General features: G+C 60.2%; 23 protein-coding genes and 2 pseudogenes. 12 read left to right on the forward strand and 13 right to left on the reverse strand.

Going from position 1 to position 21,120, the window contains the following annotated elements:
• Positions 1-74 precede the first annotated feature (74 nt).
• Together AC1DVE_RS17940 and AC1DVE_RS17945 are read left to right on the forward strand one after the other, a co-directional pair.
• On the forward strand, positions 75-1,208 hold the full coding sequence (locus AC1DVE_RS17940; protein WP_477784095.1) for a glycerophosphodiester phosphodiesterase: 1,134 nt from the start codon (positions 75-77) through the stop codon (positions 1,206-1,208).
• Between the two features lie 207 nt (positions 1,209-1,415).
• Positions 1,416-1,721 (forward strand): PepSY domain-containing protein, encoded by a 306-nt coding sequence (locus AC1DVE_RS17945; protein WP_223455765.1) that lies wholly within the window; start codon positions 1,416-1,418, stop codon positions 1,719-1,721.
• A gap of 33 nt (positions 1,722-1,754) precedes the next feature.
• On the opposite strand, the pseudogene AC1DVE_RS17950 reads toward AC1DVE_RS17945, so the two are convergent.
• Together AC1DVE_RS17950 and AC1DVE_RS17955 are read right to left on the reverse strand one after the other, a co-directional pair.
• A pseudogene (locus tag AC1DVE_RS17950) lies at positions 1,755-1,970 on the reverse strand (integrase core domain-containing protein); the annotation flags it as partial.
• Positions 1,964-2,188, reverse strand: a complete 225-nt coding sequence (locus tag AC1DVE_RS17955; RefSeq protein ID WP_223455798.1) for a hypothetical protein — start codon at positions 2,186-2,188, stop codon at positions 1,964-1,966. The pseudogene AC1DVE_RS17950 and the gene AC1DVE_RS17955, both read right to left, overlap by 7 nt.
• Before the next feature lie 46 nt (positions 2,189-2,234).
• Here AC1DVE_RS17955 and AC1DVE_RS17960 point away from each other — a divergent pair, with 46 nt between their 5' ends.
• The 4 genes and pseudogenes from AC1DVE_RS17960 to AC1DVE_RS17975 all read left to right on the forward strand — a co-directional run bounded on the left by AC1DVE_RS17960 (position 2,235) and on the right by AC1DVE_RS17975 (position 6,876).
• Positions 2,235-3,257 carry a transporter gene (locus tag AC1DVE_RS17960; RefSeq protein WP_223455764.1) on the forward strand — a complete coding sequence of 341 codons (1,023 nt, stop codon included), beginning with the start codon at positions 2,235-2,237 and terminating at the stop codon, positions 3,255-3,257.
• Positions 3,258-3,495: 238 nt separating this feature from the next.
• Positions 3,496-5,104 (forward strand): annotated as a pseudogene (locus AC1DVE_RS17965) (inorganic phosphate transporter).
• 186 nt (positions 5,105-5,290) lie between these two features.
• Positions 5,291-6,157: a hypothetical protein gene (locus AC1DVE_RS17970; protein WP_223455762.1), complete on the forward strand. Its 867-nt coding sequence runs from the start codon at positions 5,291-5,293 to the stop codon at positions 6,155-6,157.
• Positions 6,154-6,876 carry a TylF/MycF/NovP-related O-methyltransferase gene (locus AC1DVE_RS17975; protein ID WP_056725897.1) on the forward strand — a complete coding sequence of 241 codons (723 nt, stop codon included), beginning with the start codon at positions 6,154-6,156 and terminating at the stop codon, positions 6,874-6,876. The genes AC1DVE_RS17970 and AC1DVE_RS17975 overlap by 4 nt, the downstream gene beginning before the upstream one ends.
• Positions 6,877-7,059: 183 nt before the next feature.
• Here AC1DVE_RS17975 and AC1DVE_RS17980 read toward each other — a convergent pair whose 3' ends face one another.
• On the reverse strand, positions 7,060-7,494 hold the full coding sequence (locus AC1DVE_RS17980) for a multidrug/biocide efflux PACE transporter (RefSeq protein WP_223455761.1): 435 nt from the start codon (positions 7,492-7,494) through the stop codon (positions 7,060-7,062).
• A gap of 90 nt (positions 7,495-7,584) precedes the next feature.
• Between AC1DVE_RS17980 and AC1DVE_RS17985 the strand changes: the two genes are divergently transcribed.
• Positions 7,585-8,439: a LysR family transcriptional regulator gene (locus tag AC1DVE_RS17985; RefSeq protein WP_223543442.1), complete on the forward strand. Its 855-nt coding sequence runs from the start codon at positions 7,585-7,587 to the stop codon at positions 8,437-8,439.
• A gap of 46 nt (positions 8,440-8,485) precedes the next feature.
• Here AC1DVE_RS17985 and AC1DVE_RS17990 read toward each other — a convergent pair whose 3' ends face one another.
• The 3 genes from AC1DVE_RS17990 to AC1DVE_RS18000 all read right to left on the reverse strand — a co-directional run bounded on the left by AC1DVE_RS17990 (position 8,486) and on the right by AC1DVE_RS18000 (position 10,571).
• Positions 8,486-9,721, reverse strand: coding sequence for an RNA polymerase sigma factor (locus AC1DVE_RS17990; protein WP_477784096.1), 1,236 nt, complete (start codon positions 9,719-9,721; stop codon positions 8,486-8,488).
• Position 9,722: 1 nt separating this feature from the next.
• Complete coding sequence (locus AC1DVE_RS17995; protein WP_007985194.1) at positions 9,723-10,067, reverse strand: YciI family protein; 345 nt, start codon at positions 10,065-10,067, stop codon at positions 9,723-9,725.
• 78 nt (positions 10,068-10,145) lie between these two features.
• Complete coding sequence (locus AC1DVE_RS18000; protein WP_223543444.1) at positions 10,146-10,571, reverse strand: YybH family protein; 426 nt, start codon at positions 10,569-10,571, stop codon at positions 10,146-10,148.
• A gap of 142 nt (positions 10,572-10,713) precedes the next feature.
• Here AC1DVE_RS18000 and AC1DVE_RS18005 point away from each other — a divergent pair, with 142 nt between their 5' ends.
• On the forward strand, positions 10,714-11,199 hold the full coding sequence (locus AC1DVE_RS18005) for a GNAT family N-acetyltransferase (protein ID WP_477784097.1): 486 nt from the start codon (positions 10,714-10,716) through the stop codon (positions 11,197-11,199).
• Between the two features lie 152 nt (positions 11,200-11,351).
• On the opposite strand, the gene AC1DVE_RS18010 is transcribed toward AC1DVE_RS18005, so the two are convergent.
• The 3 genes from AC1DVE_RS18010 to AC1DVE_RS18020 all read right to left on the reverse strand — a co-directional run bounded on the left by AC1DVE_RS18010 (position 11,352) and on the right by AC1DVE_RS18020 (position 13,154).
• On the reverse strand, positions 11,352-11,840 hold the full coding sequence (locus tag AC1DVE_RS18010; RefSeq protein WP_223536481.1) for a GNAT family N-acetyltransferase: 489 nt from the start codon (positions 11,838-11,840) through the stop codon (positions 11,352-11,354).
• A gap of 98 nt (positions 11,841-11,938) precedes the next feature.
• Positions 11,939-12,424 carry a GyrI-like domain-containing protein gene (locus AC1DVE_RS18015; protein ID WP_223543446.1) on the reverse strand — a complete coding sequence of 162 codons (486 nt, stop codon included), beginning with the start codon at positions 12,422-12,424 and terminating at the stop codon, positions 11,939-11,941.
• Positions 12,425-12,491: 67 nt separating this feature from the next.
• Positions 12,492-13,154, reverse strand: a complete 663-nt coding sequence (locus AC1DVE_RS18020) for a LysE family translocator (protein WP_477784098.1) — start codon at positions 13,152-13,154, stop codon at positions 12,492-12,494.
• Between the two features lie 137 nt (positions 13,155-13,291).
• Between AC1DVE_RS18020 and alaC the strand changes: the two genes are divergently transcribed.
• Positions 13,292-14,509 (forward strand): alanine transaminase, encoded by a 1,218-nt coding sequence (gene alaC / locus AC1DVE_RS18025; RefSeq protein WP_477784099.1) that lies wholly within the window; start codon positions 13,292-13,294, stop codon positions 14,507-14,509.
• A 229-nt stretch (positions 14,510-14,738) separates the two neighbouring features.
• On the opposite strand, the gene AC1DVE_RS18030 is transcribed toward alaC, so the two are convergent.
• Positions 14,739-16,091 (reverse strand): GntP family permease, encoded by a 1,353-nt coding sequence (locus tag AC1DVE_RS18030; RefSeq protein ID WP_223455753.1) that lies wholly within the window; start codon positions 16,089-16,091, stop codon positions 14,739-14,741.
• An 81-nt stretch (positions 16,092-16,172) separates the two neighbouring features.
• On the reverse strand, positions 16,173-16,706 hold the full coding sequence (locus tag AC1DVE_RS18035; RefSeq protein ID WP_057713573.1) for a gluconokinase: 534 nt from the start codon (positions 16,704-16,706) through the stop codon (positions 16,173-16,175).
• A gap of 215 nt (positions 16,707-16,921) precedes the next feature.
• On the opposite strand from AC1DVE_RS18035, the gene gntR reads away from it, so the two are divergent.
• Positions 16,922-17,953, forward strand: coding sequence for an HTH-type transcriptional regulator GntR (gene gntR / locus AC1DVE_RS18040; RefSeq protein ID WP_223455752.1), 1,032 nt, complete (start codon positions 16,922-16,924; stop codon positions 17,951-17,953).
• A 175-nt stretch (positions 17,954-18,128) separates the two neighbouring features.
• Here gntR and AC1DVE_RS18045 read toward each other — a convergent pair whose 3' ends face one another.
• Complete coding sequence (locus AC1DVE_RS18045) at positions 18,129-18,377, reverse strand: DUF6124 family protein (RefSeq protein WP_095942720.1); 249 nt, start codon at positions 18,375-18,377, stop codon at positions 18,129-18,131.
• A gap of 399 nt (positions 18,378-18,776) precedes the next feature.
• Here AC1DVE_RS18045 and AC1DVE_RS18050 point away from each other — a divergent pair, with 399 nt between their 5' ends.
• Positions 18,777-19,412 (forward strand): glutathione S-transferase family protein, encoded by a 636-nt coding sequence (locus AC1DVE_RS18050; protein ID WP_150756286.1) that lies wholly within the window; start codon positions 18,777-18,779, stop codon positions 19,410-19,412.
• Positions 19,413-19,522: 110 nt separating this feature from the next.
• On the opposite strand, the gene AC1DVE_RS18055 is transcribed toward AC1DVE_RS18050, so the two are convergent.
• Entirely contained in the window at positions 19,523-20,395 is an 873-nt protein-coding gene (locus AC1DVE_RS18055; protein WP_477784100.1) for a LysR family transcriptional regulator, read from the reverse strand.
• A 99-nt stretch (positions 20,396-20,494) separates the two neighbouring features.
• Here AC1DVE_RS18055 and gstA point away from each other — a divergent pair, with 99 nt between their 5' ends.
• Positions 20,495-21,097: a glutathione transferase GstA gene (gstA, locus tag AC1DVE_RS18060; protein WP_477784101.1), complete on the forward strand. Its 603-nt coding sequence runs from the start codon at positions 20,495-20,497 to the stop codon at positions 21,095-21,097.
• The last annotated feature ends 23 nt before the right edge of the window (positions 21,098-21,120 follow it).

A 21,120-nucleotide genomic window follows, 5' to 3' on the forward strand; every position in this document is an offset into this window, starting at 1 on the left:
TCGGTCTCGCGATAGCGCCTGCAAAGATGAGTTGTTAAAAGGGACCGCTCACTCATTGCGAAAGGATCTCGACCATGCCCGCAACCTTTACTAAAAGTGCCCTGTTACTGAGCCTGTTGCTCGGCCTCGGCCTCGGCCAGGCACAGGCCGCCAGCGAACCCGGCCCTGCGGCACTGGCGACTCGTTTGGGCATTCCGCATCCAGCGGTGATCGCCCACCGTGGCGCGTCGTTCGATGCGCCGGAATCCACCGCCGCCGCCTACAAGACTGCCCGCGACCTGGGCGCCGACTATCTGGAAATGGACCTGCAGCGCAGCAAGGATGGCGTGCTGTTTGCCCTGCACGACAACAATCTGCAACGCACCACCGACGTCGCGGCAAAATTTCCCGAGCGCAAGGACAGCCCGGCGAATGCGTTCACCATGGCCGAACTGAAAACCCTGGACGCGGGCAGCTGGTTCAATGCCGCGTACCCGGATCGCGCGCGTCCCGCCTTCGCTGGCCTGAAGATTCTGACCCTTGATGAAATCATCGACATAGCCGAGGGCAACAGCCTGCACAAGCCCGGCCTGTACATCGAGACCAAGGAGCCCAAGCAGTTCCCCGGCATCGAACACGACCTCAAGGAAAAACTTCAGGACCGGGGCTGGCTGAGCCCGACCGCTTCGAAACTGGCAAAAAGCGAGCTGGCGGTCGGCCAGGGCAAAGGCAAGGTGGTCCTGCAGACCTTCGAGAAGAGCAGCCTCGAACTGCTGCAAAAAGAGATGCCGAAGATGCCGAAGATCCTGCTGTTGTGGGTCGGTGAAGGCAGTATCGAGCCCAAGTCCAAGGTGACATTTGCCGAGTCCGGCGAAAAGGATAAAGCCGCTTACTACGCCAAACAGCAGCCGAAGGACAAGGCCGAATTCCAGCACTGGGTCGACTACGCCAAAGCCCAGGGCGCCATCGGCACCGGCCCGTCCGCCGCACTGACCCAGGGCGGCGACCAGAGTTATTCGGACCTGGTGCAACCGTGGATGAACCGGTACACCCACGATCAGGGCCTACTGGTGCACGTCTACACCATCGATGATGCGGTGGACTACCAGAAAGTCATGGACGCCGGAGTCGACGGCATCTTCACCAATCGCGCCAGCGAGTTGTTGAAGTTCTATAAACGCCCGGCGGCGGCGAGTGTGGCGCAGGTGCTACAGAACAACGGATATTGATCCAGAATTGCGCAAAACCTGTAGGAGCGTGGCTTGCCCGCGAAGGGGTCATCAGCTTCAACATCAACGTTGACTGACACTGCGCTTTCGCGAGCAGGCTCGCTCCCACAGAAATTGATGCAGGACATGTAGAGGGTTTTAAGGGTGGATTAAGTTACACAGGCTAACCTGATCTCACTTGAACGGATCACCCAAGGAAAGAAGCCCATGAAGACCCTGACTGCTTTGTTGACCGCTGCAACCCTGACCCTAACCGTGGGCCTGGCCCAGGCCGATGTGCGGGTCGATGAGATCCCGCAACTGGTCAAGGACGGCAAGATCAAGCCGCTGGAAGACCTGAACAAGATCGCGCTGGATCTGCACCCGGGTGCAACGATTACCAAAACCGAACTGGACAACCACTTCAACGGTTACGAGTACGAGATCGAGCTGCGTGACGCCAAGAACGTCGAGTGGGATGTGGACATCGATGCCTCCAACGGCAAGGTCCTGAAGAACAAACAGGACACTTAATCTGTCTAGTCCTGAAATAGGTTTACACCTGTTTCACCCTAACGCCCGATGCACCGCATCGGGCGTTTTGTATTTCAAGGACAGGTGTGGGCGCTCCTGGTTGTAGATCAAGATCGCCTCCCGCACCATTTGCTCCGCTTGCGCCAGGTCTGTCGGCCGGTGGAGCAAGAGTTCTGTCTTCAATATGCCGTTGACCCGCTCTGCCAAGGCATTTTGGTAGCAGTCGTAGCCATCAGTCATCGTCACCCCATGCCCGTACTTGAGATCGACTGTGTACCGACTCGGTAAGCAACCCGGTACACAGTGGTTTGCATCAAGCGCTCAATGCGGCTGTTGAGTTGCGGCTCGTTGCCCTGCTGCGTGGCAAGCTCGCATAGGATGTTTTGCACATCGCGCTGACGATCTTCGAATTGCCCCAGTACTTGCGTCACAAAAAAGTCATCAGCGCTTGCGATGATGCCGCTCAAGTGAACCTGCGAAACCTGCGACAGGCGTCTCCCCTTGCGAGCCCTCATGAACCACAGCATCGATCACAGTCATCGAGACACGGATCTGTTCGGCCTGCTTTACGGTTTCAGCTTTCGCCCCGGTGAGGCCGGCCGGGAAATCAATTCCGCCGAGGCCTTGCAGTACCTGCAACAACCGGAAAGCGACGAGCAATTTCTCTGGCTGCACCTGAACCTCGCCCATGCCGCGTGCGAACGCTGGATGAAAAGTCATCTGGAGTTGCCCGAGGAATTTTTCGAGGCGCTGCACGAAGGCTCGCGCTCGACGCGCATCGAACATGTCGACTCCGCGTTGCTGGCGGTGGTCAACGACGTAGTGTTCAACCTCAGCAACATGGTCTCGTCGGATGTCTCGACGCTGTGGGTGTGCGCCCGCAGCCAATTGATCATCAGCGCACGCCTGCAACCGCTGCACTCGGTGGACAAATTACGCTCGTCGGTGAAGGCCCGGGAATGCTTTCGCTCCCCGCTGGAGTTGCTGGTGCATTTGCTGCGCGACCAAGGTGAAGTGCTGACCCAGATCGTGCGCAAGACCAGCCAGAGCGTGGATCAGATCGAAGACGAATTGCTCTCTTCGCGGCTGTCGACCAACCGCGCTGAACTGGGCGCCAACCGCCGAGTGCTGGTGCGCTTGCAACGGCTGCTGGCGCTGGAGCCTGGCTCATTGCTGCGCCTGCTCAACCGGCCGCCGCAATGGCTGCAAAAGGAAGACGTGAAGGAGTTGCGCAAATCCACCGAGGAGTTTGCGCTGATCATCAACGACCTCACGGCGCTGGGTGAGCGGATCAAGCTGTTGCAGGAAGAGATCGCCGCCAACATCAACGAACAGACCAACCGCACGCTGTTCACCCTGACGGTGGTGACAGTGCTGGCGCTGCCGATCAACATCATCGCCGGTTTCTTCGGCATGAACGTGGGCGGCATTCCGCTGGCCGGCGATCCGGAGGGTTTCTGGATCCTGGTGGCGCTGGTCGCGACCTTTACCGTGATTGCCGGGCGCTGGGCGTTTCGCAAGCAGCAGGATTACTGACCGCAGCTGGAATCTTGTGGGAGCGGGCTTGCTCGCGAAGGCGTCAGGCCAGTCAATATCAATGTTGAATGACGCACCGCCTTCGCGAGCAAGCCCGCTCCCACAGGGTTCACCTTCAAAGACCGGTGATTTCAGATCAACGGCCCGCAAATCCCCCAAACACTGATCCAGAGCAGTCTCCCTGTAACAATTGGCAACGATTATCACTGATACACCTCCCTCCTCAGGAATGTCAGTGATGGCTACGCCCTCCTTCACCGCCACCCCCGCCAGTAGCGCCAAACCGCAATTCGACAAAAAACCCGGCCTGCTCACCATCGTGGTGTTTTTCGCCGTGCTGGCCATCGGCTTGTTGTTTACCGCTTACAGCCTGATGCACGACATGAACGAACTCGGCACGGTGGTGACCACCTGGACGCCGTTCCTGCTGTTGGGCGTGGCGCTTTTGATTGCCCTGGGCTTTGAGTTCGTCAACGGCTTCCATGACACCGCCAACGCAGTGGGCCACGGTGATTTACACCAACTCGCTGCCGCCGAACGTTGCGGTGGTCTGGTCCGGTTTCTTCAACTTCCTCGGGGTGCTGCTGTCCAGCGGCGCGGTGGCATTCGGCATTATCGCCCTGCTGCCGGTGGAGCTGATCCTGCAAGTCGGCTCGTCCGCCGGCTTCGCGATGATCTTCGCCCTGCTGATCGCCGCGATCCTGTGGAACCTCGGCACCTGGTGGCTGGGGCTGCCGGCGTCGTCCTCGCACACCCTGATCGGTTCGATCATCGGGGTCGGCGTGGCCAACGCCCTGATGCACGGCCACGACGGCACCAGCGGTGTGGACTGGGCCCAGGCCACCAAGATCGGTTACGCGCTGCTGCTCTCGCCACTGGTGGGCTTCGGCTTCGCGGCGCTGCTGTTGCTGGCCCTGCGCGCGTTCGTCAAGAATCGTGCGCTGTACAAGGAGCCAAAGGGCGAGACCCCGCCGCCGTGGTGGATTCGCGGCCTGTTGATCGTGACCTGCACCGGCGTGTCGTTTGCCCACGGCTCGAACGACGGCCAGAAAGGCATGGGCCTGATCATGCTGATTCTGGTGGGCACGCTGCCAATGGCCTACGCACTGAACCGCACCATGCCGGCCGATCAAGCCTTGCAGTTCGCGGCCGTCGCCGAAGTGACCCAGCAAGCGCTGGTCAAGGCGGCACCGCTACCGGCCCCCGCCGACCCACGCGCAGTGCTGTCCGAATACGTGCGCAGCAAGGAAGCCACCCCGCAACTGGTGCCAGCGCTGGCTGCGCTGACCGGTAGCATCGGCGCCCAGGTCAAGGGTTATGGCTCGCTATCGAAAGTCCCGGCCGAGGCCGTGGGCAACGTGCGTAACGACATGTACTTGAGCAGCGAAACCATTCGCCTGATGGACAAGAACAAGGTCGGTAATTTCGACGCCGACACCAATGGCAAGCTGCAACTGTTCAAGCAACAGATCGACAACTCCACGCGGTTCATTCCGTTGTGGGTGAAGATCGCCGTGGCCATCGCCCTCGGCCTGGGCACCATGGTCGGCTGGAAGCGCATCGTGGTGACCGTCGGCGAGAAAATCGGCAAGACCCACCTGACCTACGCCCAAGGCGCCTCGGCAGAAACCGTGGCGATGCTGACCATCGGCGCCGCCGACATGTTCGGCCTGCCGGTGTCGACCACTCACGTATTGTCCTCGGGCGTGGCCGGAACCATGGTCGCCAACGGCGGCGGCTTGCAGATGAAGACCATCCGCAACCTGCTGATGGCCTGGGTGCTGACCCTGCCGGCGGCGATCCTGCTGTCGGGTAGCCTGTACTGGTTGTTCACCCAACTGTTCTGATCACTCCCGCCGGTACTCACATCCCGCCGCGAGCAATCGCGGCGGGATGTTTGCTTTCAGCCCGGCGCAAAGCCGCGCATTTCATCGCCAAATCAAGGTATTGATCGCTTCGTTCGAGGATGGCGCTTCAGTTTGTCAGTCTGTTGCCGACTCTTATGAGAGCCAAAGTATTCCTGGGTGAGAACCGTGAACTTATTCATCAATCAGTTGCACAAGCACGCTGATTTCAGAAGTGCGATCTACGCTGGCGACATCTTCCTCAACACCGAACTGAACGCGGCAAAGGAACTCTGTGCCTTTGCCCAGGAAAGCATCACCGCCGCCTTCGATGGCGAGACCAATCACCAGGCGCTGCACACACTGATGCCGGTGGAAGAGTTCGTGGTGCTGGTGACTCGCCTCAAGGGCCAGTTCACCAACAGCCTGCGTGCCAAGGAGCTGATCCGCAGCTTCACCGACGAAATCGGTGGCGCTGCGCAGGAGTTCATTTTCGACGTACCGCGCATCCGCGTCGTGCCCAACTACGACTACCTGCACGCTGGCGTCAGCTACGCCTACAAGCCCCATCGCGATACCTGGTACGGCGGTGTCGACTGCCAGATCAATACCTGGATGCCGGTCTACACGATCCAGCCTGAGCAGACCATGATGATCAACCCGGCCTACTTCGACGTCCCGGTGAAAAACACCTCGGCGCAGTGGAGCCTGTCTGACTGGATCGACGTGCAACGCCAGCGCGCCAAGGACAACGTCAAGGAAGAGGCGCGCCAGCACCCGGTGCCCACCGAAGCGATCAACAGCGCCTCTGAACTGCGCATTGCCGGCAACACCGCCGAGATGCTGGTGTTCTCGGGTTCGCACCTGCACGGCACCGTGCCCAATTACACGCAACACACCCGCTTCAGTGTGGACTTTCGCCTGATGCACCTCGACGACCTCAAGCAGCAGCGCGGCGCGATCAACGTCGACAGCGCCTGCCCGGATGTCGGCGCCGGTTTCAAAGACTACTTCCACGTCCACGACTTTTCGAATTTCCGAGGAATCCCGCAATGACCAAGCGTCGCATCACGCCCGCCGAGGCCCAGTACAACGAAACCCGCACCAACGTCCTGAAACGGGTCGATGCCGAATACGTGGCCGACGCTCCGTTCGTCTTCGCCAACCGCATTGGCGTGACCGCCGCATTGTCGCGTATGGAACTGTTCAAGAAGGTCGCAGAAGTGCCGGGCGCGATCATTGAGTGTGGCGTGTACAAGGGCAACTCGTTGATGCTCTACATGCACCTGTCGATGATCCTCGAACCGTATGCGATCAACCGCTCGATCGTGGGTTTCGACACCTTCGAAGGCTTCCAGAGCATCGACAAGAAAGAAGACCCGGCCGACGTCAACGAGACCATGTTCGCCGACACCGACCAGTCGCTGATCCAGGACATGATCGACGCCAACGACCTGTTGCGCCCGGTCAACCGCATTCCGCGTTGCGAACTGGTCAAGGGCGATATCGTCAAGACCGTGCCGGAGTGGGTCAAGACCCGTCCGGACCTGGTCGTGGCCATGCTGATCCTCGACACCGACCTGTACGAATCGACCAAAGTCGCGCTGGAAACCTTCCTGCCGTACATGCCCAAAGGCGCGATCGTGGTGCTCGACGAAGTCGCCTACCGCAACTTCCCGGGCGAAACCAAGGCCCTGCGTGAAGTGCTCGACCTGAACAAGATCGAACTCAAGCGCCTGCCGTTCGATTCGTGCGTGGGTTACTTCCACGTCTGATCCAAAGTCCTGGAATCTGGTGCAAAACCTGTGGGAGCGAGCCTGCTCGCGAAAGCGGTCTGACATTCAGCAATGATGTTGACTGACACGCCGCCATCGCGAGCAGGCTCGCTCCCACAAGGACCGGTTTCAGATCTCTAAGCCAACGGGCCCCCTCGCCACAAAAACCGGTTCAAACACGACTCAACAAACCTCACGAGTCACCAGCATCCGCTCCCGAACCACGTCATACATCCAGTGGTAGACGTAGGTGTACGGCAGGAAGAACAGCAACACACCGATATCCAGCACGAACGCTTGCCACAGGCTGACATTCAGCCACCAGGCGATCAGTGGCACGCCGAGGGCGACCAGACCGCCTTCGAACAACAGCGCATGCACCACGCGGACCCAGGCGTTGTGCACGATCGCCCAGCGCATCAGCAGGCGATCAAACATACCGTTGAACACCACGTTCCAGGCGAGGGCCAGTGCAGCCATGGCGATGGTCACAGCACCCATGTCCAACATCGGTTTGTCCATGATCCAGGCCAGCAACGGGGTACAGATCAGGATGGCCAGCAGTTCGAAGCCGATGGCTTGAAAAATACGTTCAGTAATGGATTTGTTGGCGCTCATGGCCGAACTCCCTTGAGTGACTGTGGTTGCCATGATCTGTCATCACGCCGATACTTCATAACCAATAACCATCGATCAAGGCGATAGTTCATGGCCTCTCACGAAGTGTTGCTGGCGTTTGTCGAAGCCGCGACCCAAGGCTCGTTTTCCGCCGCGGCACGCAAGCTCGGCCGCAGTCAGTCGACCATCAGCGCAGCGGTGGCCAGCCTGGAAATCGACCTGAACCTGACGCTGTTCGACCGCAGCAGCCGCAAGCCCGGCCTGACCCCGGCCGGGCACGTCATGCTGCAACGGGCCGAAGACATCCTGGCCGCCACCAGTCGCCTGGAAATAGCCGCCAGCCAACTGTCCCAAGGGGTGGAAGCGAAGCTGACGGTGGCGCTGTCCGATACCTATCAGTCGGACCGCTTCGAAGCTGCCCTGAGTGCCTTCGAGCAGCGTTACCCGGACCTGGAACTCGAATGCCTGATCGCCGAATGCGATGACCTGATGTCCCTGGTACAAAGCGGCCGGGCACAGATTGCCTTCGCCGAAATGCAGGACAGCTACCCGCCGGACCTGGTCAGCTCGACGGTGGACGAGCGCACGGAAATCGCCTTGTTCGTGTCCCCGGCACACTCGTTGGCGACGTTGGACTACGTCGACCGGGACGTACTGCAGCAGCACCGCGAACTGCGTCTGGCCACCATCATCAATCCCTATGAAAGTCGGGCGAAGGGCCGCGTCTGGTCGGCGCCGAGTTATCTGATGCTGTTGGAAATGGCCCAGGGCGGATTCGGCTGGGCGCCGCTGCCCCGCTGGCTGGTCGAGCGGTTCGGGCCCGGCACGTTGCAGGAACTGGTGGTGCGCGGCTGGCCGAAAACGGTGTCGGTGGATGCGTTGTGGTCGCGGCTGAATCCGCCGGGGCCGGCGGGGAGTTGGTTGCTGGGCAAGATGCTGGAATAGCGGCGCGGCGATCCGACTTGCTCGCGAAGAGGCCAGAACTGCCGCATCAATCCAACGCCTTGAGCCGCTCTTCGATAAACCGCCGCTCCGGCTCTTGCCGGGTCAACGCCAGAGCCCGCTTCCATGCCGCCCGCGCCTCTTGCTTGCGGCCCAGTTGCCGACAAAACTCCGCCCGCGCCGAATGCGCCAGGTGGTAGTCGAGCAGTTCTCCCCGCTCCAGAATGGCGTCGACCAGCGTCAGCCCCGCCAGTGGACCATCGCGTTGCGAAATCGCCGCCGCACGATTCAACTCGATCACCGGTGACGGCACCGCCCGCAGCAGGACGTCATACAGGCCGACAATCTGTGGCCAATCGGTTTCCCCCGCCGTCGGGGCTTCGGCGTGTACCGCCGCGATCGCCGCTTGCAGGCAATAAGGTCCGAATCGTCCCATGGTCAGCGCCTGTTCGATCAGCGTGCAGCCTTCGCTGATCAACCCGGCGTCCCACAGCGAACGGTCCTGTTCGTCCAGCACAATCAGCTCGCCGCTCGCCGAGGTCCTGGCCGGGCGGCGCGACTCGTGCAACAGCATCAACGCCAGCAAGCCCATCACCTCCGGCTCCGGCAAAAGCTCCACCAGCAACCGGCCGAGACGGATCGCTTCGCGGGTCAAATCCTCGCGGATCAGTTCGGCCCCGATGGACGCCGAGTACCCCTCGTTGAACACCAGGTAAATCACCCGCAATACGCTGTCCAGACGCTCGGGTAACTCAGCGAGTGTCGCCACTTGATAGGGGATTTTCGCATCGCGAATCTTCGCCTTGGCGCGCACGATGCGCTGGGCGATGGTGGCCGGGGCCGAGAGAAAGGCCCGGGCGATTTCTTCCGTGGTCAGGTCGCAGACTTCCCGCAGCGTCAGCGGCACTTGCGCGTCCGCCGCCAGGGCCGGGTGGCAGCAAGTGAAGATCAGCCGCAGGCGATCGTCTTCCACGTCTTCATCACTCCAGTCGGCCTGCTCCAGCGCCTCCAGTTGCGCGATCAGCAAGGGCTGCGACGCGGCAAAACGTGCGCGCCGACGCAAGGCATCGATGGCCTTGAAGCGCCCGGTGGACACCAGCCAGGCCCGCGGATTGTTCGGCACGCCGTCACGCTGCCAGCGTTCGACGGCGATGAAAAACGCTTCATGCAAGGCCTCTTCGGCGAGGTCGAAATCCCCCAGCAAGCGAATCAAGGTCGCAAGAATCCGCCGCGAGTCTTCGCGATAGACCCGCTCGACCTGCGCCTGAACCGGCAGCCCCGGCATCTTAAGGATTCAACTGCCGGACGGGGCGCACTTCGACACTGCCGACCCGGGCCGCCGGAATGTTCCCGGCGACCTGGATGGCTTCGTTGAGGTCCCTGGCATCGATCAGATAAAAACCGGCCAACTGCTCCTTGGTTTCGGCGAACGGGCCATCGGTGATCGACATCTTGCCGTTGCGCATACGCACGGTGGTGGCGGTCTGTACCGACTCCAGCGCTTCGGCGGCGACCATCCGGCCGCTGCCCTGGATCGACTCGGCATAGGCCATGCACTCTTCGTCCTTCGGGCTTTCCGGTAGCGAATGCAGCAGGCGCTCATCGCTGTAGACCAAGCATAAATACTTCATGAACGTCTCCTGATTCGAACGGATCAACTATGGCCGTGGATTGGCCATTTGACGCGGCGCCCCGACAAATAACATCGATCAGGGTTTCAGATCGAACAGGACGGTGCCGCTCATCATGTCGAACGGCGCCGACCAGTGCTCATGGACGATCTGCCACAACCCGTCTTCCTGGCGATAGCACGCACTGCCGCGCATCCAGCAGGCCTGGGTTTCGCCCTTGTCGTTGGTGCCGCCGCAATGGGCCAGCCAATGGGCGAAGGCGATCTCCTGGGACGCCTCGATGCGGATGTCCTGGAACTCGAAAATGTGCGGGCCGGGGCACATTTTCATGCAATCTTCCCAATGCGCGCGGTACGCCTCCTTGCCCTTGAATTGCAGGGCCTTGACCGCGTCGAACGAGACGATGTCGTCGGCGTACAGGGTCATGACCTTATCCACGTCCTTGGCCATCACGGCCTGGCGATAGGTTTCGATCAGGTTCTGGATCTGGGTTTGTGCATTCATGGTGGTTCTCCGTGGTTTTTACTAAGAAGACACCCTTAGTCGTCCAGCGATCCGGCAAATCGACAGACGAAATAAAAATAAACCATAAAGCCAAACTCGCTAGAATCCGAGGTTCATTTTCAGTTGGAAACAGGACACTCCAGTGACAGCCCGACTCGTGCCTTATGAAAACCTGAATGCGCTGCAGCGCCAACAGGTCGAGGCCATTGAAGTGCATTCGCAACAGATCAGATTCTCGGGTGACATCCACGGCGCATTGCACACGTTGTTGTCCAAGCCCGGACCCGGCGTCAAGGGATTCGCCCTGCTGGCCGAGGATGTGCCCGTCGCGTTCCTGCTGCTAAAGCGCCCGCCGGTGTTGCCGGCCTGGGCCGATGAACACAGCGCCACGCTGCATGCGCTACAGGTCGATCAGCGCGCCCAGGGCAAGGGCTACGGCAAGGCCTGCCTGCAAGCGCTGCCCGAGGCGGCACGCCTGGCCTGGCCGGAAATCAGGGGGCTGGAGCTGTCGGTGGATGCCGACAACGAAGCCGCCATCGCCCTGTACACCAGGTTTGGCTTTGTCGACAGTGGCGAGGCGTACAAGGGCCGGATCGGTTATGAGCGGCGGATGGGGTTGGTGTTTTGACTGCTCAATAGCCGCTACAGATATTGCTGACACAACTGCGCCCCTGTGGGAGCGGGCTTGCTCGCGAAAGCGGTGTATCAGTCAATAGTGATGTTGAATGTACCGGCCTCTTCGCGAGCAAGCCCGCTCCCACAGGGGTTCTTCAGTGTGGCTTACAACGCCAGCACCATCTCATGCCACGCCATGCCGCCATGGTCGGACGCCGAAGGCTTGATGTAGGCAAAGCCAAAACCGGCATACAACGGAATATGCCGTTCCTTGCACATCAGATTGATGGTGACCTTGCCCATCCCACGCATACGCTCGATGAATTCGCCCATCAGGCGCTTGGCCAGGCCTTGGCCCTGATAATCCGGGTGCACCACCACCGACATGATCACCACGTGCGGCCCCGCCGGGTCGTGGCCGATCAGTTCCTTGAACGCCTCGTCCGACATTTCCACCTGAAGCGCCGCACCGGAGTTGATGAATCCGGCGACAACCCCGTCCACTTCCGCGACGATAAACCCCTCGGGCCAGGTGGCGATGCGGGTAGCGATCTTCTCGCGGGTCGCGGCTTCGTCACCTTCGTAGGCAACAGTTTCGATGGCATAGCAGCGGTCCAGATCGGCGGGGGTGACGTTGCGGATGACGGTGTTCATGGCAGCTCGGAATCAGCGTGGGAAAGGCTGGGGATGATAAATCAGCCGCCGTGGGACATCGAGAGACGAATCGGCTGATCCGCCTCTCGATACACGTGTCACGCCTTGATCGGCAGCCAGATTTCCAGCTTGCCAGTGTTGAGCTTGGGGTTGAAGTCTTCGCTGTAGCGTTCGAATTCCGGGGCGTCCAGCGCCTGGTGTCCGGACTGTGGCAGCCAGGTGTCGAAGATGTAGCGAAAGGTCTGCGGCAAAGTATCCAGCGCCCCCTTGTGCTCGAACACCGCGTAATACTGGGGTTGCACTTCAACCCAGCGGTAGGTTTCCGGCAAGTCGTCGAGCTTGCTGATCTCGACCCCTGCGATGTAATCGAAGCCGCCCTTGCCGTCGAAATTGCAGCAGACACCGTAAGTGACTTCGCCTTTTTGACCCGGAATTTGGCCCAGATGCGGGTTGAACTTCTCCCAGAGTTCGGGAATGTCTTGAACGGTTTGTTGGGTAAATGTTCCGCCCAGCCCTGCAATCAGCAGGAAGTGCCCGTGTTCAAAGCGTGGCTGCGTCAGTTCGACGCGTGCTAACTCATCCATGACTCGACTCCTGACGCATAAAAATGGGTTCGGCTGGGAGTATAGAAGCCAAACCCGATTCGCCCAATTACAGTGCGTGCAATTGCTCGACGGCAGCGGCGCCAACGAACTCGTTGTAACCCGATAGGATCACGTAGACCGCAAAATAGCAGAAGATCGCCGCCGATGCCATATAGGAATAACGCAGCAATTTGTCGCCCAGCAACTTGCCGCCATGGCTCGCGGCGAAGCACAAGCCTGCCGACCAGAGCAGCCCGGCACAGAGGAAACCGCCGAGAAACAGTGCAGAACTGAGCGGGCCACCGCCACCGGAACGGGCGATCAGGGTGCCGCCCACTGCGGCGAACCAGAGAATGGCGCTGGGCGAAGACATGGCGAGAAAGATCCCGCGCAAGAACTCCTTGCGGTGGGAGTTGTTCCCGACCTCCGCCGTCTCGGCCAGCAGCGACTCGTGGTGAATCGCCGAATAGATCATCTTCGCCGCGAAGTACACCAGCAGCGCCGAGCCACCGATCCACAACACCCAACGCACGCTTTCGTACTGCAGCAACACGGTCATGCCGGCCAGCGCCAGTACCGCGTAGATCAGGTCGCCGACACAGGTCCCGAGCCCCAGCGCAAAGCCCTGGAAATAGCCGCGTTGCATGGCCAGGGTGATCATCGCGATATTGGCCACGCCGATGTCCAGGCACAGCGAGATGCTCAGCAAGAAGCCGCTGGTAAATTCCATCGAACCCTATCCTTCGGACAAATTTGTTTACATTGAGGCTGGACAGTCTGCCACAGCTGCCCTTACATTCCGCCACAGGTCACCGCAGACCTGCGTCGCTCGGACGGTTCCGGGCGCTTACGTTATCCGAGGCAACAATGGCCGAACAAGGTTCGCCGCGCCGCTTTGCGCGCATAGATCGACTCCCCCCTTACGTTTTCAACATCACCGCCGAATTGAAGATGGCCGCCCGTCGTCGTGGCGAAGACATCATCGACTTGAGCATGGGCAACCCCGACGGCGCCACGCCGCCGCACATCGTCGAAAAACTCGTCACGGTGGCCCAGCGCGAAGACACCCACGGTTACTCCACCTCCAAGGGTATTCCACGCCTGCGCCGGGCGATTTCCAACTGGTATAAGGATCGCTACAAGGTCGACATCGACCCGGAAAGCGAAGCCATCGTCACCATCGGCTCCAAGGAAGGCCTGGCGCACTTGATGCTGGCGACCCTGGATCAGGGCGACACCGTGCTGGTGCCGAACCCGAGCTACCCGATTCACATCTACGGCGCGGTGATTGCCGGCGCCCAGGTGCGGTCGGTGCCGCTGGTGCCGGGCGTGGATTTCTTCGCTGAACTGGAGCAGGCCATTCGCGGCTCGATTCCGAAGCCGAAGATGATGATCCTCGGTTTCCCGTCCAACCCCACCGCGCAGTGCGTGGAGCTGGATTTCTTCGAGCGCGTCATTGCCCTCGCCAAGCAGTACGACGTGCTGGTAGTGCACGACCTGGCCTACGCCGACATCGTCTACGACGGCTGGAAAGCCCCGTCGATCATGCAGGTGCCGGGAGCCAAGGACATTGCGGTGGAGTTTTTCACCCTGTCCAAGAGCTACAACATGGCCGGCTGGCGCATTGGCTTCATGGTCGGCAACCCGGAACTGGTAAACGCCCTGGCGCGGATCAAGAGCTACCACGACTACGGCACCTTCACCCCGCTGCAAGTGGCGGCGATTGCTGCGCTTGAAGGCGACCAGCAATGCGTGCGCGACATCGCCGAGCAGTATCGGCAGCGACGCAATGTGCTGGTCAAGGGCCTGCATGAACTGGGCTGGATGGTGGAAAACCCGAAAGCCTCGATGTACGTCTGGGCGAAGATTCCCGAGGCTTATGCGCACCTGGGTTCACTGGAGTTCGCCAAGAAACTGCTGTCCGAAGCCAAGGTGTGTGTCTCGCCGGGCGTTGGGTTTGGTGAGTATGGCGATGATCACGTGCGCTTTGCCCTGATCGAAAACCAGGACCGGATTCGTCAGGCCGTGCGCGGGATTCGCGGGATGTTCCGGGCGGATGGGTTGGCACAGAAAACCAACGCCTGACACATAGCTCTGTGAAACTCACAAACTGTGGCGAGGGGGCTTGCCCCCGTTCGGCGGCGAAGCCGTCGTAATTCCTGAAACCGCGTCTTACCTGAAGAACTGCGATGACTGGATTTGGGGCCGCTTCGCAGCCCAACGGGGGCAAGCCCCCTCGCCACAAAGAACAGGGTCAACCTTTCACCCACAAAAAAACCGCATCGCTGCGGTTTTTTTGTGCCTGCCGAATCGCTTAAACGAACAGCGACAACAACAGGATAAAGCCCAGGCCAACCACGGAGAGGATGGTTTCCATCGCGGTCCAGGTCTTGAAGGTTTCAGCCACGGTCATGTTGAAGTACTGCTTGACCAGCCAGAAACCGGCGTCGTTAACGTGGGACAGGATCAACGAACCGGCACCAGTGGCCAGCACCAGCAGCTCGCGGTTCACGCCCGGAATCATCCCCACCACCGGCACTACGATACCGGCACCGGTAATGGTCGCCACGGTCGCCGAACCGGTCGCGATACGAATCACCGCTGCCACCAGCCAGGCCAGCAGGATCGGCGAGATCTGTGCAGCCACCGCCATGTGACCGATCACATCACCTACACCGCTGGTTACCAGCATCTGCTTGAAGCCACCACCGGCACCGATGATCAGGATGATCGCGGCGGTCGGCGCAAGGCTCGCATCCAGCCATTTGAGCATCTGTTGCGAACCGATGCCCTGCTTGTAGCCGAAGGTGTACAGCGACAGCAGCAACGCCAGCAGGAGGGCCGAGATCGGGTGACCGATCAGGTCCATGAAAGTGCGGAAGAAGTTGCCGTCCGGCAGCACCACATCGGCAAAGGTCTTGAGCAACATCAGGAACACGGGTGACAGCACAGTGATCAGGGTAATGCCGAAGCTAGGCAGATCGCCTGCATCCTCATCGCGCACCAGTTGATCCACCAGTTCCTGATTCGGATGACCAGGAATGTGCTTGGCAATGAACGTACCGAAGATCGGGCCGGCAATAATGGCCGTCGGCAGTGCAACGATCAGGCCGTACAGGATGGTTTTACCGATGTCGGCACCGAACACGCCGATGGCCAGCAGCGGACCCGGGTGCGGCGGCACCAGGCCGTGTACCGCGGACAGACCGGCCAGCAGCGGGATACCGATCTTGATGATCGACACGCCGGTGCGGCGAGCCACGATGAACACCAGCGGAATCAGCAACACGAAGCCGATTTCGAAGAACAGCGGAATGCCGACCAGGAACGCGGCGAACATCATCGCCCACTGCACCTTGTCCTTGCCGAAGGCGCGGATCAACGTCTGCGCAATTTGATCCGCACCGCCTGATTCGGCCATCATTTTGCCGAGCATCGTGCCCAGCGCGAGGATGATGCCGACAAAGCCAAGCACGCCACCGAAGCCGTCCTGGAACGCCTTGATGATGGTGCCGATCGGCATGCCGGAGGTCAGCCCGAGGAAGGCTGCGGCGATGATCAGTGCGAGGAATGGGTGCAACTTGAACTTGGTGATCAGGACGATAAGCCCGATCACCGTGACCACTGCATCGAGCAGCAGGAACGTCTCGTGGGACATGCCAAACATTAGGGGTGTCTCCTGGTTGTTGTTGTTATTAAAGCGGGTTGATCAGAAGTCGTGAGGACAGCGCTGTCTTTGCAAACACAGTCATACCGCCTGCTTCAGGCCGTTCGCCTGCCACCAGGCATGAGCCTGCGCCGCCAGTTGCTCGACGCTATGGGTCGAAGCATCCAGCGCCAGGGTCAACGGCTCGCCGACGGGCGATTCGAGGGTGGCGAACTGGCTGTCGATCAGGGTCGACGGCATGAAGTGGCCTGGCCGATGGGACACACGGTCGGCGGCCACTTCGGGGGTCAACTCAAGGAACACGAAACCCAGGCCCGGCAAGGCACTGCGCAGACGTTCGCGATAGACGTGCTTGAGCGCCGAACAGGTCAGCACCGGGCGCTGGCCCTTGGCGTCGACACGGCGCAGTTCATCGCACAGGCTGTCGAGCCAGCCGGCACGGTCTTCATCGTTCAGGGGAATACCCGCGCTCATCTTTTCGATGTTGGCGGCAGGGTGAAAAGAGTCGCCTTCAATGGCCGTGGCGCCGCTCAAATGGCACAGGGCCTCGCTGACGCACGTCTTGCCGCAACCGGCAACGCCCATGATGACCAGGGCGGTGATGGGATGATTCATGTAACACCTCAGCGCGCAGACAGCGCTACCTTTGCCAGTTATGACACTAGATCAAAAGCAGATGTTGCCGACGCCTTTCTTGTCATTTTGTGGGTTGCAGCAGGTTAGGTCTCAACACCAAAAAGCGAGGATCAGGCGAACCCTCGCTCACGCATTTGCAGCTGCATCGAGACAGCGCTACCTTAGTGCCTTGAATTTTGTTTGGCAAGCCGTCGATGAATCCAACTAAAAACGATAAAAATACCCGCACCACTGGCCGCCCTACCCTGAACGAAGTGGCCCGACTGGCCGGCGTCAGCCCGATCACCGCCTCCCGCGCCTTGCGCGGCGTCAGCACCGTGGCCACCGAGCTGGTGGAAAAAGTGCAGAAAGCCGCGCTGGAACTCAACTATGTGGTCAACCCTGCCGCCCGCGCCCTGGCCTCGGCCCAGAGCCAATCGGTGGTGGTGTTGGTGCCGTCGTTGTCGAACCTTTTGTTCATCGACACCCTGGAAGCCATCCATCAGGTTTTGCGCCCCAAGGGCTTCGAAGTGCTGATCGGCAACTTCCATTACTCCCGTGATGAAGAAGAAAACCTGCTGCGCAACTACATGGCCTATCAGCCGCGCGGCTTGTTACTGACCGGTTTCGACCGCACCGAAAGTTCGCGGCGGATGATCGAGGCCAGCAATATTCCGTGTGTGTACATGATGGAGCTGGACAGCGCCGCCGGGCTCAACTGCGTTGGCTTTTCGCAACTGGCGGCCGGTGAAACAGCTGCCGAACACTTGCTGTCCCGCGGCCGCAAACGCCTGGCCTACATCGGCGCGCAACTGGATCAGCGCACCTTGCTGCGCGGCGAAGGCTTCCGCAAAGCCCTGCAAAAGGCCGGTCTGTATGACCCGGACCTGGAAGTGCTGACGCCCCGCTCATCCTCCGTCGGCCTCGGCGGCGAACTGTTCCTGCAACTGCTGGCCAGTCATCCGGATGTCGATGCGATCTTCTTCGGTAACGACGACCTGGCCCAGGGCGCCTTGCTCGAAGCCATGCGCAATGGGGTCAAGATCCCCGAGCAGGTGGCGATCCTCGGCTTCAACGACTTGCCCATGTCCGAACACATGGTCCCGCGCCTGAGCAGCATCAACACCCCACGCGAAGCCATCGGCCGCCGCGCGGCGGAACAGATGCTGACGCTGATGGCCGGCAATACCGTGGCCAAGCCGGTGCAGGACATGGGGTTTGAGTTGAAGGTGCGCGAGAGTACATAAGCGCGACACAAACCACTGTGGCGAGGGGGCTTGCCCCCGTTCGGCTGCGGAGCAGTCGTATTCCAGTTCACTTGGTTTAACTGTATAACCGCAGTGTCTGTTTTGGGGTCGCTTCGCAACCCAACGGGGGCAAGCCCCCTCGCCACAGGGAAAGCCTCTCGCCCTCGCTCTGTGTTTAGTCCTGCGGATCGAGGTTATCCAGTACCCGGTTCACCGCCAACTCGGCCAGCATGATGATCTGTGCGATCGCCAATGCCGTATTGCGCTGGCTACCTTCCAGAAAAGCAGCAAAGTCATTGGTCATGACGCTCGCCGAGGCCAACGACTCGCAGGCGTGCGCCAACAGAGTTTCGTTATTGATGCCGGGTGAGATGGAGAACATTGGGCTGGGATTGCGTGGGGGGTTCGGCGTGGGTTTGAACATGGTGATGCTCCTAGAGTGATGGAGCTGCCACGATTCGCTGCTAGACGAAAATAAGGTGGCAGCCATGCGCGGGCTAGCAGACCAGGACTCTAGAACCCGGTAGACCCGAAGGTCTTCCCGCGCACAGCCGCCATAACATGAACTGACAGGCATAAAAAACACCTGTTCATGAGTGGTGGACGCTATGCGCCTAAAGTATCCAGGCTGCTAGACCCGATCGCTGAATTTGCAGCGACGCGGAACGATAGAGTCCGGATACCAGGCGCACAAGCCGGCGGATTCTGGCGTAGTTGTAGGCAATGACGCAATAAATCGTAGGCAGCGGAAACCTGCCGAAACGCCTTTCCTACAGACCACTCCTACAATTACACCTACGCCATACGCGATGGAGCAGCTCAAATGGAACACACACTGAAGATTCTCGGCAAAGCCTCGTCCATCAACGTCCGAAAAGTCCTGTGGACCTGTGAGGAGCTGGGCATAACCTACGAACGCGAGGACTGGGGCAGTGGCTTCGCGTCCACCCACAGCCCCGAGTTCCTGCGCTTCAATCCCAACGCACAGGTGCCGGTGATCATCGATGAAGCCGGCGTGTTGTGGGAATCCAATACCATCTGCCGCTATCTGGCCGGCAAACACCAACACCACCACGAGCTGCTGCCTGGTGAACCGGCGGCACGCGCCCGGGTGGAACAGTGGATGGACTGGCAAGCCACCGAGCTCAATCCGTCGTGGAGTTATGCGTTCATGGCGCTGGTGCGCAAGGACCCGGAGTTCCAGGACGCGCATCGCCTCGAAGTCGGCATCCGCGGCTGGAACCAGAAGATGGGCATCCTCGAACATCAACTCGCGACCACCAAGGCGTATGTCGCCGGACCACAGTTTACTTTGGCCGACGTTGTCATCGGTTTGTCGGTCAATCGCTGGCTGATGACGCCGATCGACCGTCCTGACTACCCCGCCGTCGATGAATATTTCAAACGCCTGGCGCAACACCCCGGTTTCCTGAAGCATTGCTGCAATGGCTTGCCTTGAATGGCCGCAGGTTGCCGCCTGGATCGCCACACAGCAAGGCAACCTCAGGTTTGCAAGGCCACTAGTCGGCCAGCATTGAGGACGAAATCAGTCCAGCGGCTTGTCGGGGGTTACCGTCCGTCGAGCATGTCCAGCAGCGCCTGCACCGCCGCCGACGGCGGTTTGTTCGTCGCGACCACCAAGGCAAACTCGCGCTCGATCCGCGGCAACACCGGTACGACGCGCAAACCTTGCCGATTGCCCGGCAGCGTCATCTCCGGCACCAGGCTCACGCCGATGTTTTCCCGCACCAGGGTGAACGCACTGCTCCATTCGCGGACCTCGACGCGCACATCCTGCAGTTGCAGCCCCGCATCGGCAGCCAGGCTTCGCGCATTGGTCGAACAACCGCCCGTGGCCAGTACAAAAGGTTGCGTCACCAACTCTTCGAGGCAGACGCCTTCTTCATGGGAACGCCGCGCCAGCGGATGGCCCCCGGGCAATACCGCCATCCAGGCATCGCGTCCCAAAGGACTGGCCTTGCGCTCGGCAGACGGATTGAGCACCACGCCAACATCCACCAACCCCGCGCCGAGCAGGGTTTCCACTTCGTCATCGCTGACCTCCAGTGCGACCACCTCAATGCCGGGGTAAAGCCGATTGAACTGACGCAGCAACGGCGGCAGAAAGGTCGCCAGTACCATGGGAAAACTGGCCAGGCGAATCGTCCCGCGTTCAACACCTTTTGCGGCCTCGACGGTGCTGCGAATGGCTTGTAGCGCACCGAGCATGGTCCGTGCCTGCTCGATAACCGGCAGGCCGATGGCTGTCGGCAACGTCTGGCGGTTTTCCCGGGTGAACAATTGAACACCGAGGGTTTCCTCGATCAAGGCCAGGGCCTGGCTGGCGCCTGACTGGGTCATGCCGACCCGTTCGGCGGCTCGGGTGATGTTGCCGATATCCGCCACGGCCACCACCATTCGCCAGTGCATCAGGTTCATCATGGCAGTAGCTTTCCTTATGGCAGCTTTCTGAAAGATTAATTTTACCGGGGGCGCCGCGCACTATGACACTGGCGTAAATCCACAACCAGAGCCCGCCCGATGAAGCTGTATTACGCCCCCCAAGCCTGCTCGCTGGCGCCGCATATCGTGCTGCGTGAACTGGAACTGCCTTTCCAATTGATCCGCGTCGACAACATCAGCAAAACCACGGCCGACGGCGACGACTTTCTCGCCATCAACCCCAAGGGTTACGTCGCTGCCTTGCAACTGGATAACGGCGAAGTGCTGACCGAAGGGCCGGCGATTCTGCAATTCCTGGCTGATCTGCGGCCGCAAGCGAAACTGGCCGCAGTGCAGGGGACATTCGAGCGAGTACGGTTGCAGGAATGCCTGAACTTCATCTCGACGGAGATTCACGGCGGGCTCGGCTGGCTGTTCAACGCTCGATTTACCGAAGAGGTGAAAGCGCTGATCAAGGAGAAACTGTTCAAGCGTTTTGCCGTGTTGAACCAGACGCTGGAGCGGCAGGATTACTTGATGGCGGGCGGGTTGAGCATTGCTGATGTGTATTTGTTTACGGTGCTGCGTTGGGCTCGGTTGTTCGACATTGAATTGAATGAGTGGCCGGCGTTGGCAAGGTTTCAAGCCAGGGTGGATCAGCGGCCGGCGGTGAAAGCGGCGTTGGCCGCCGAGTTGGCGTAAGACTTGAGATCAATCGCGAGCAG

The organism is Pseudomonas sp. P4_B4 (assembly GCF_056402255.1).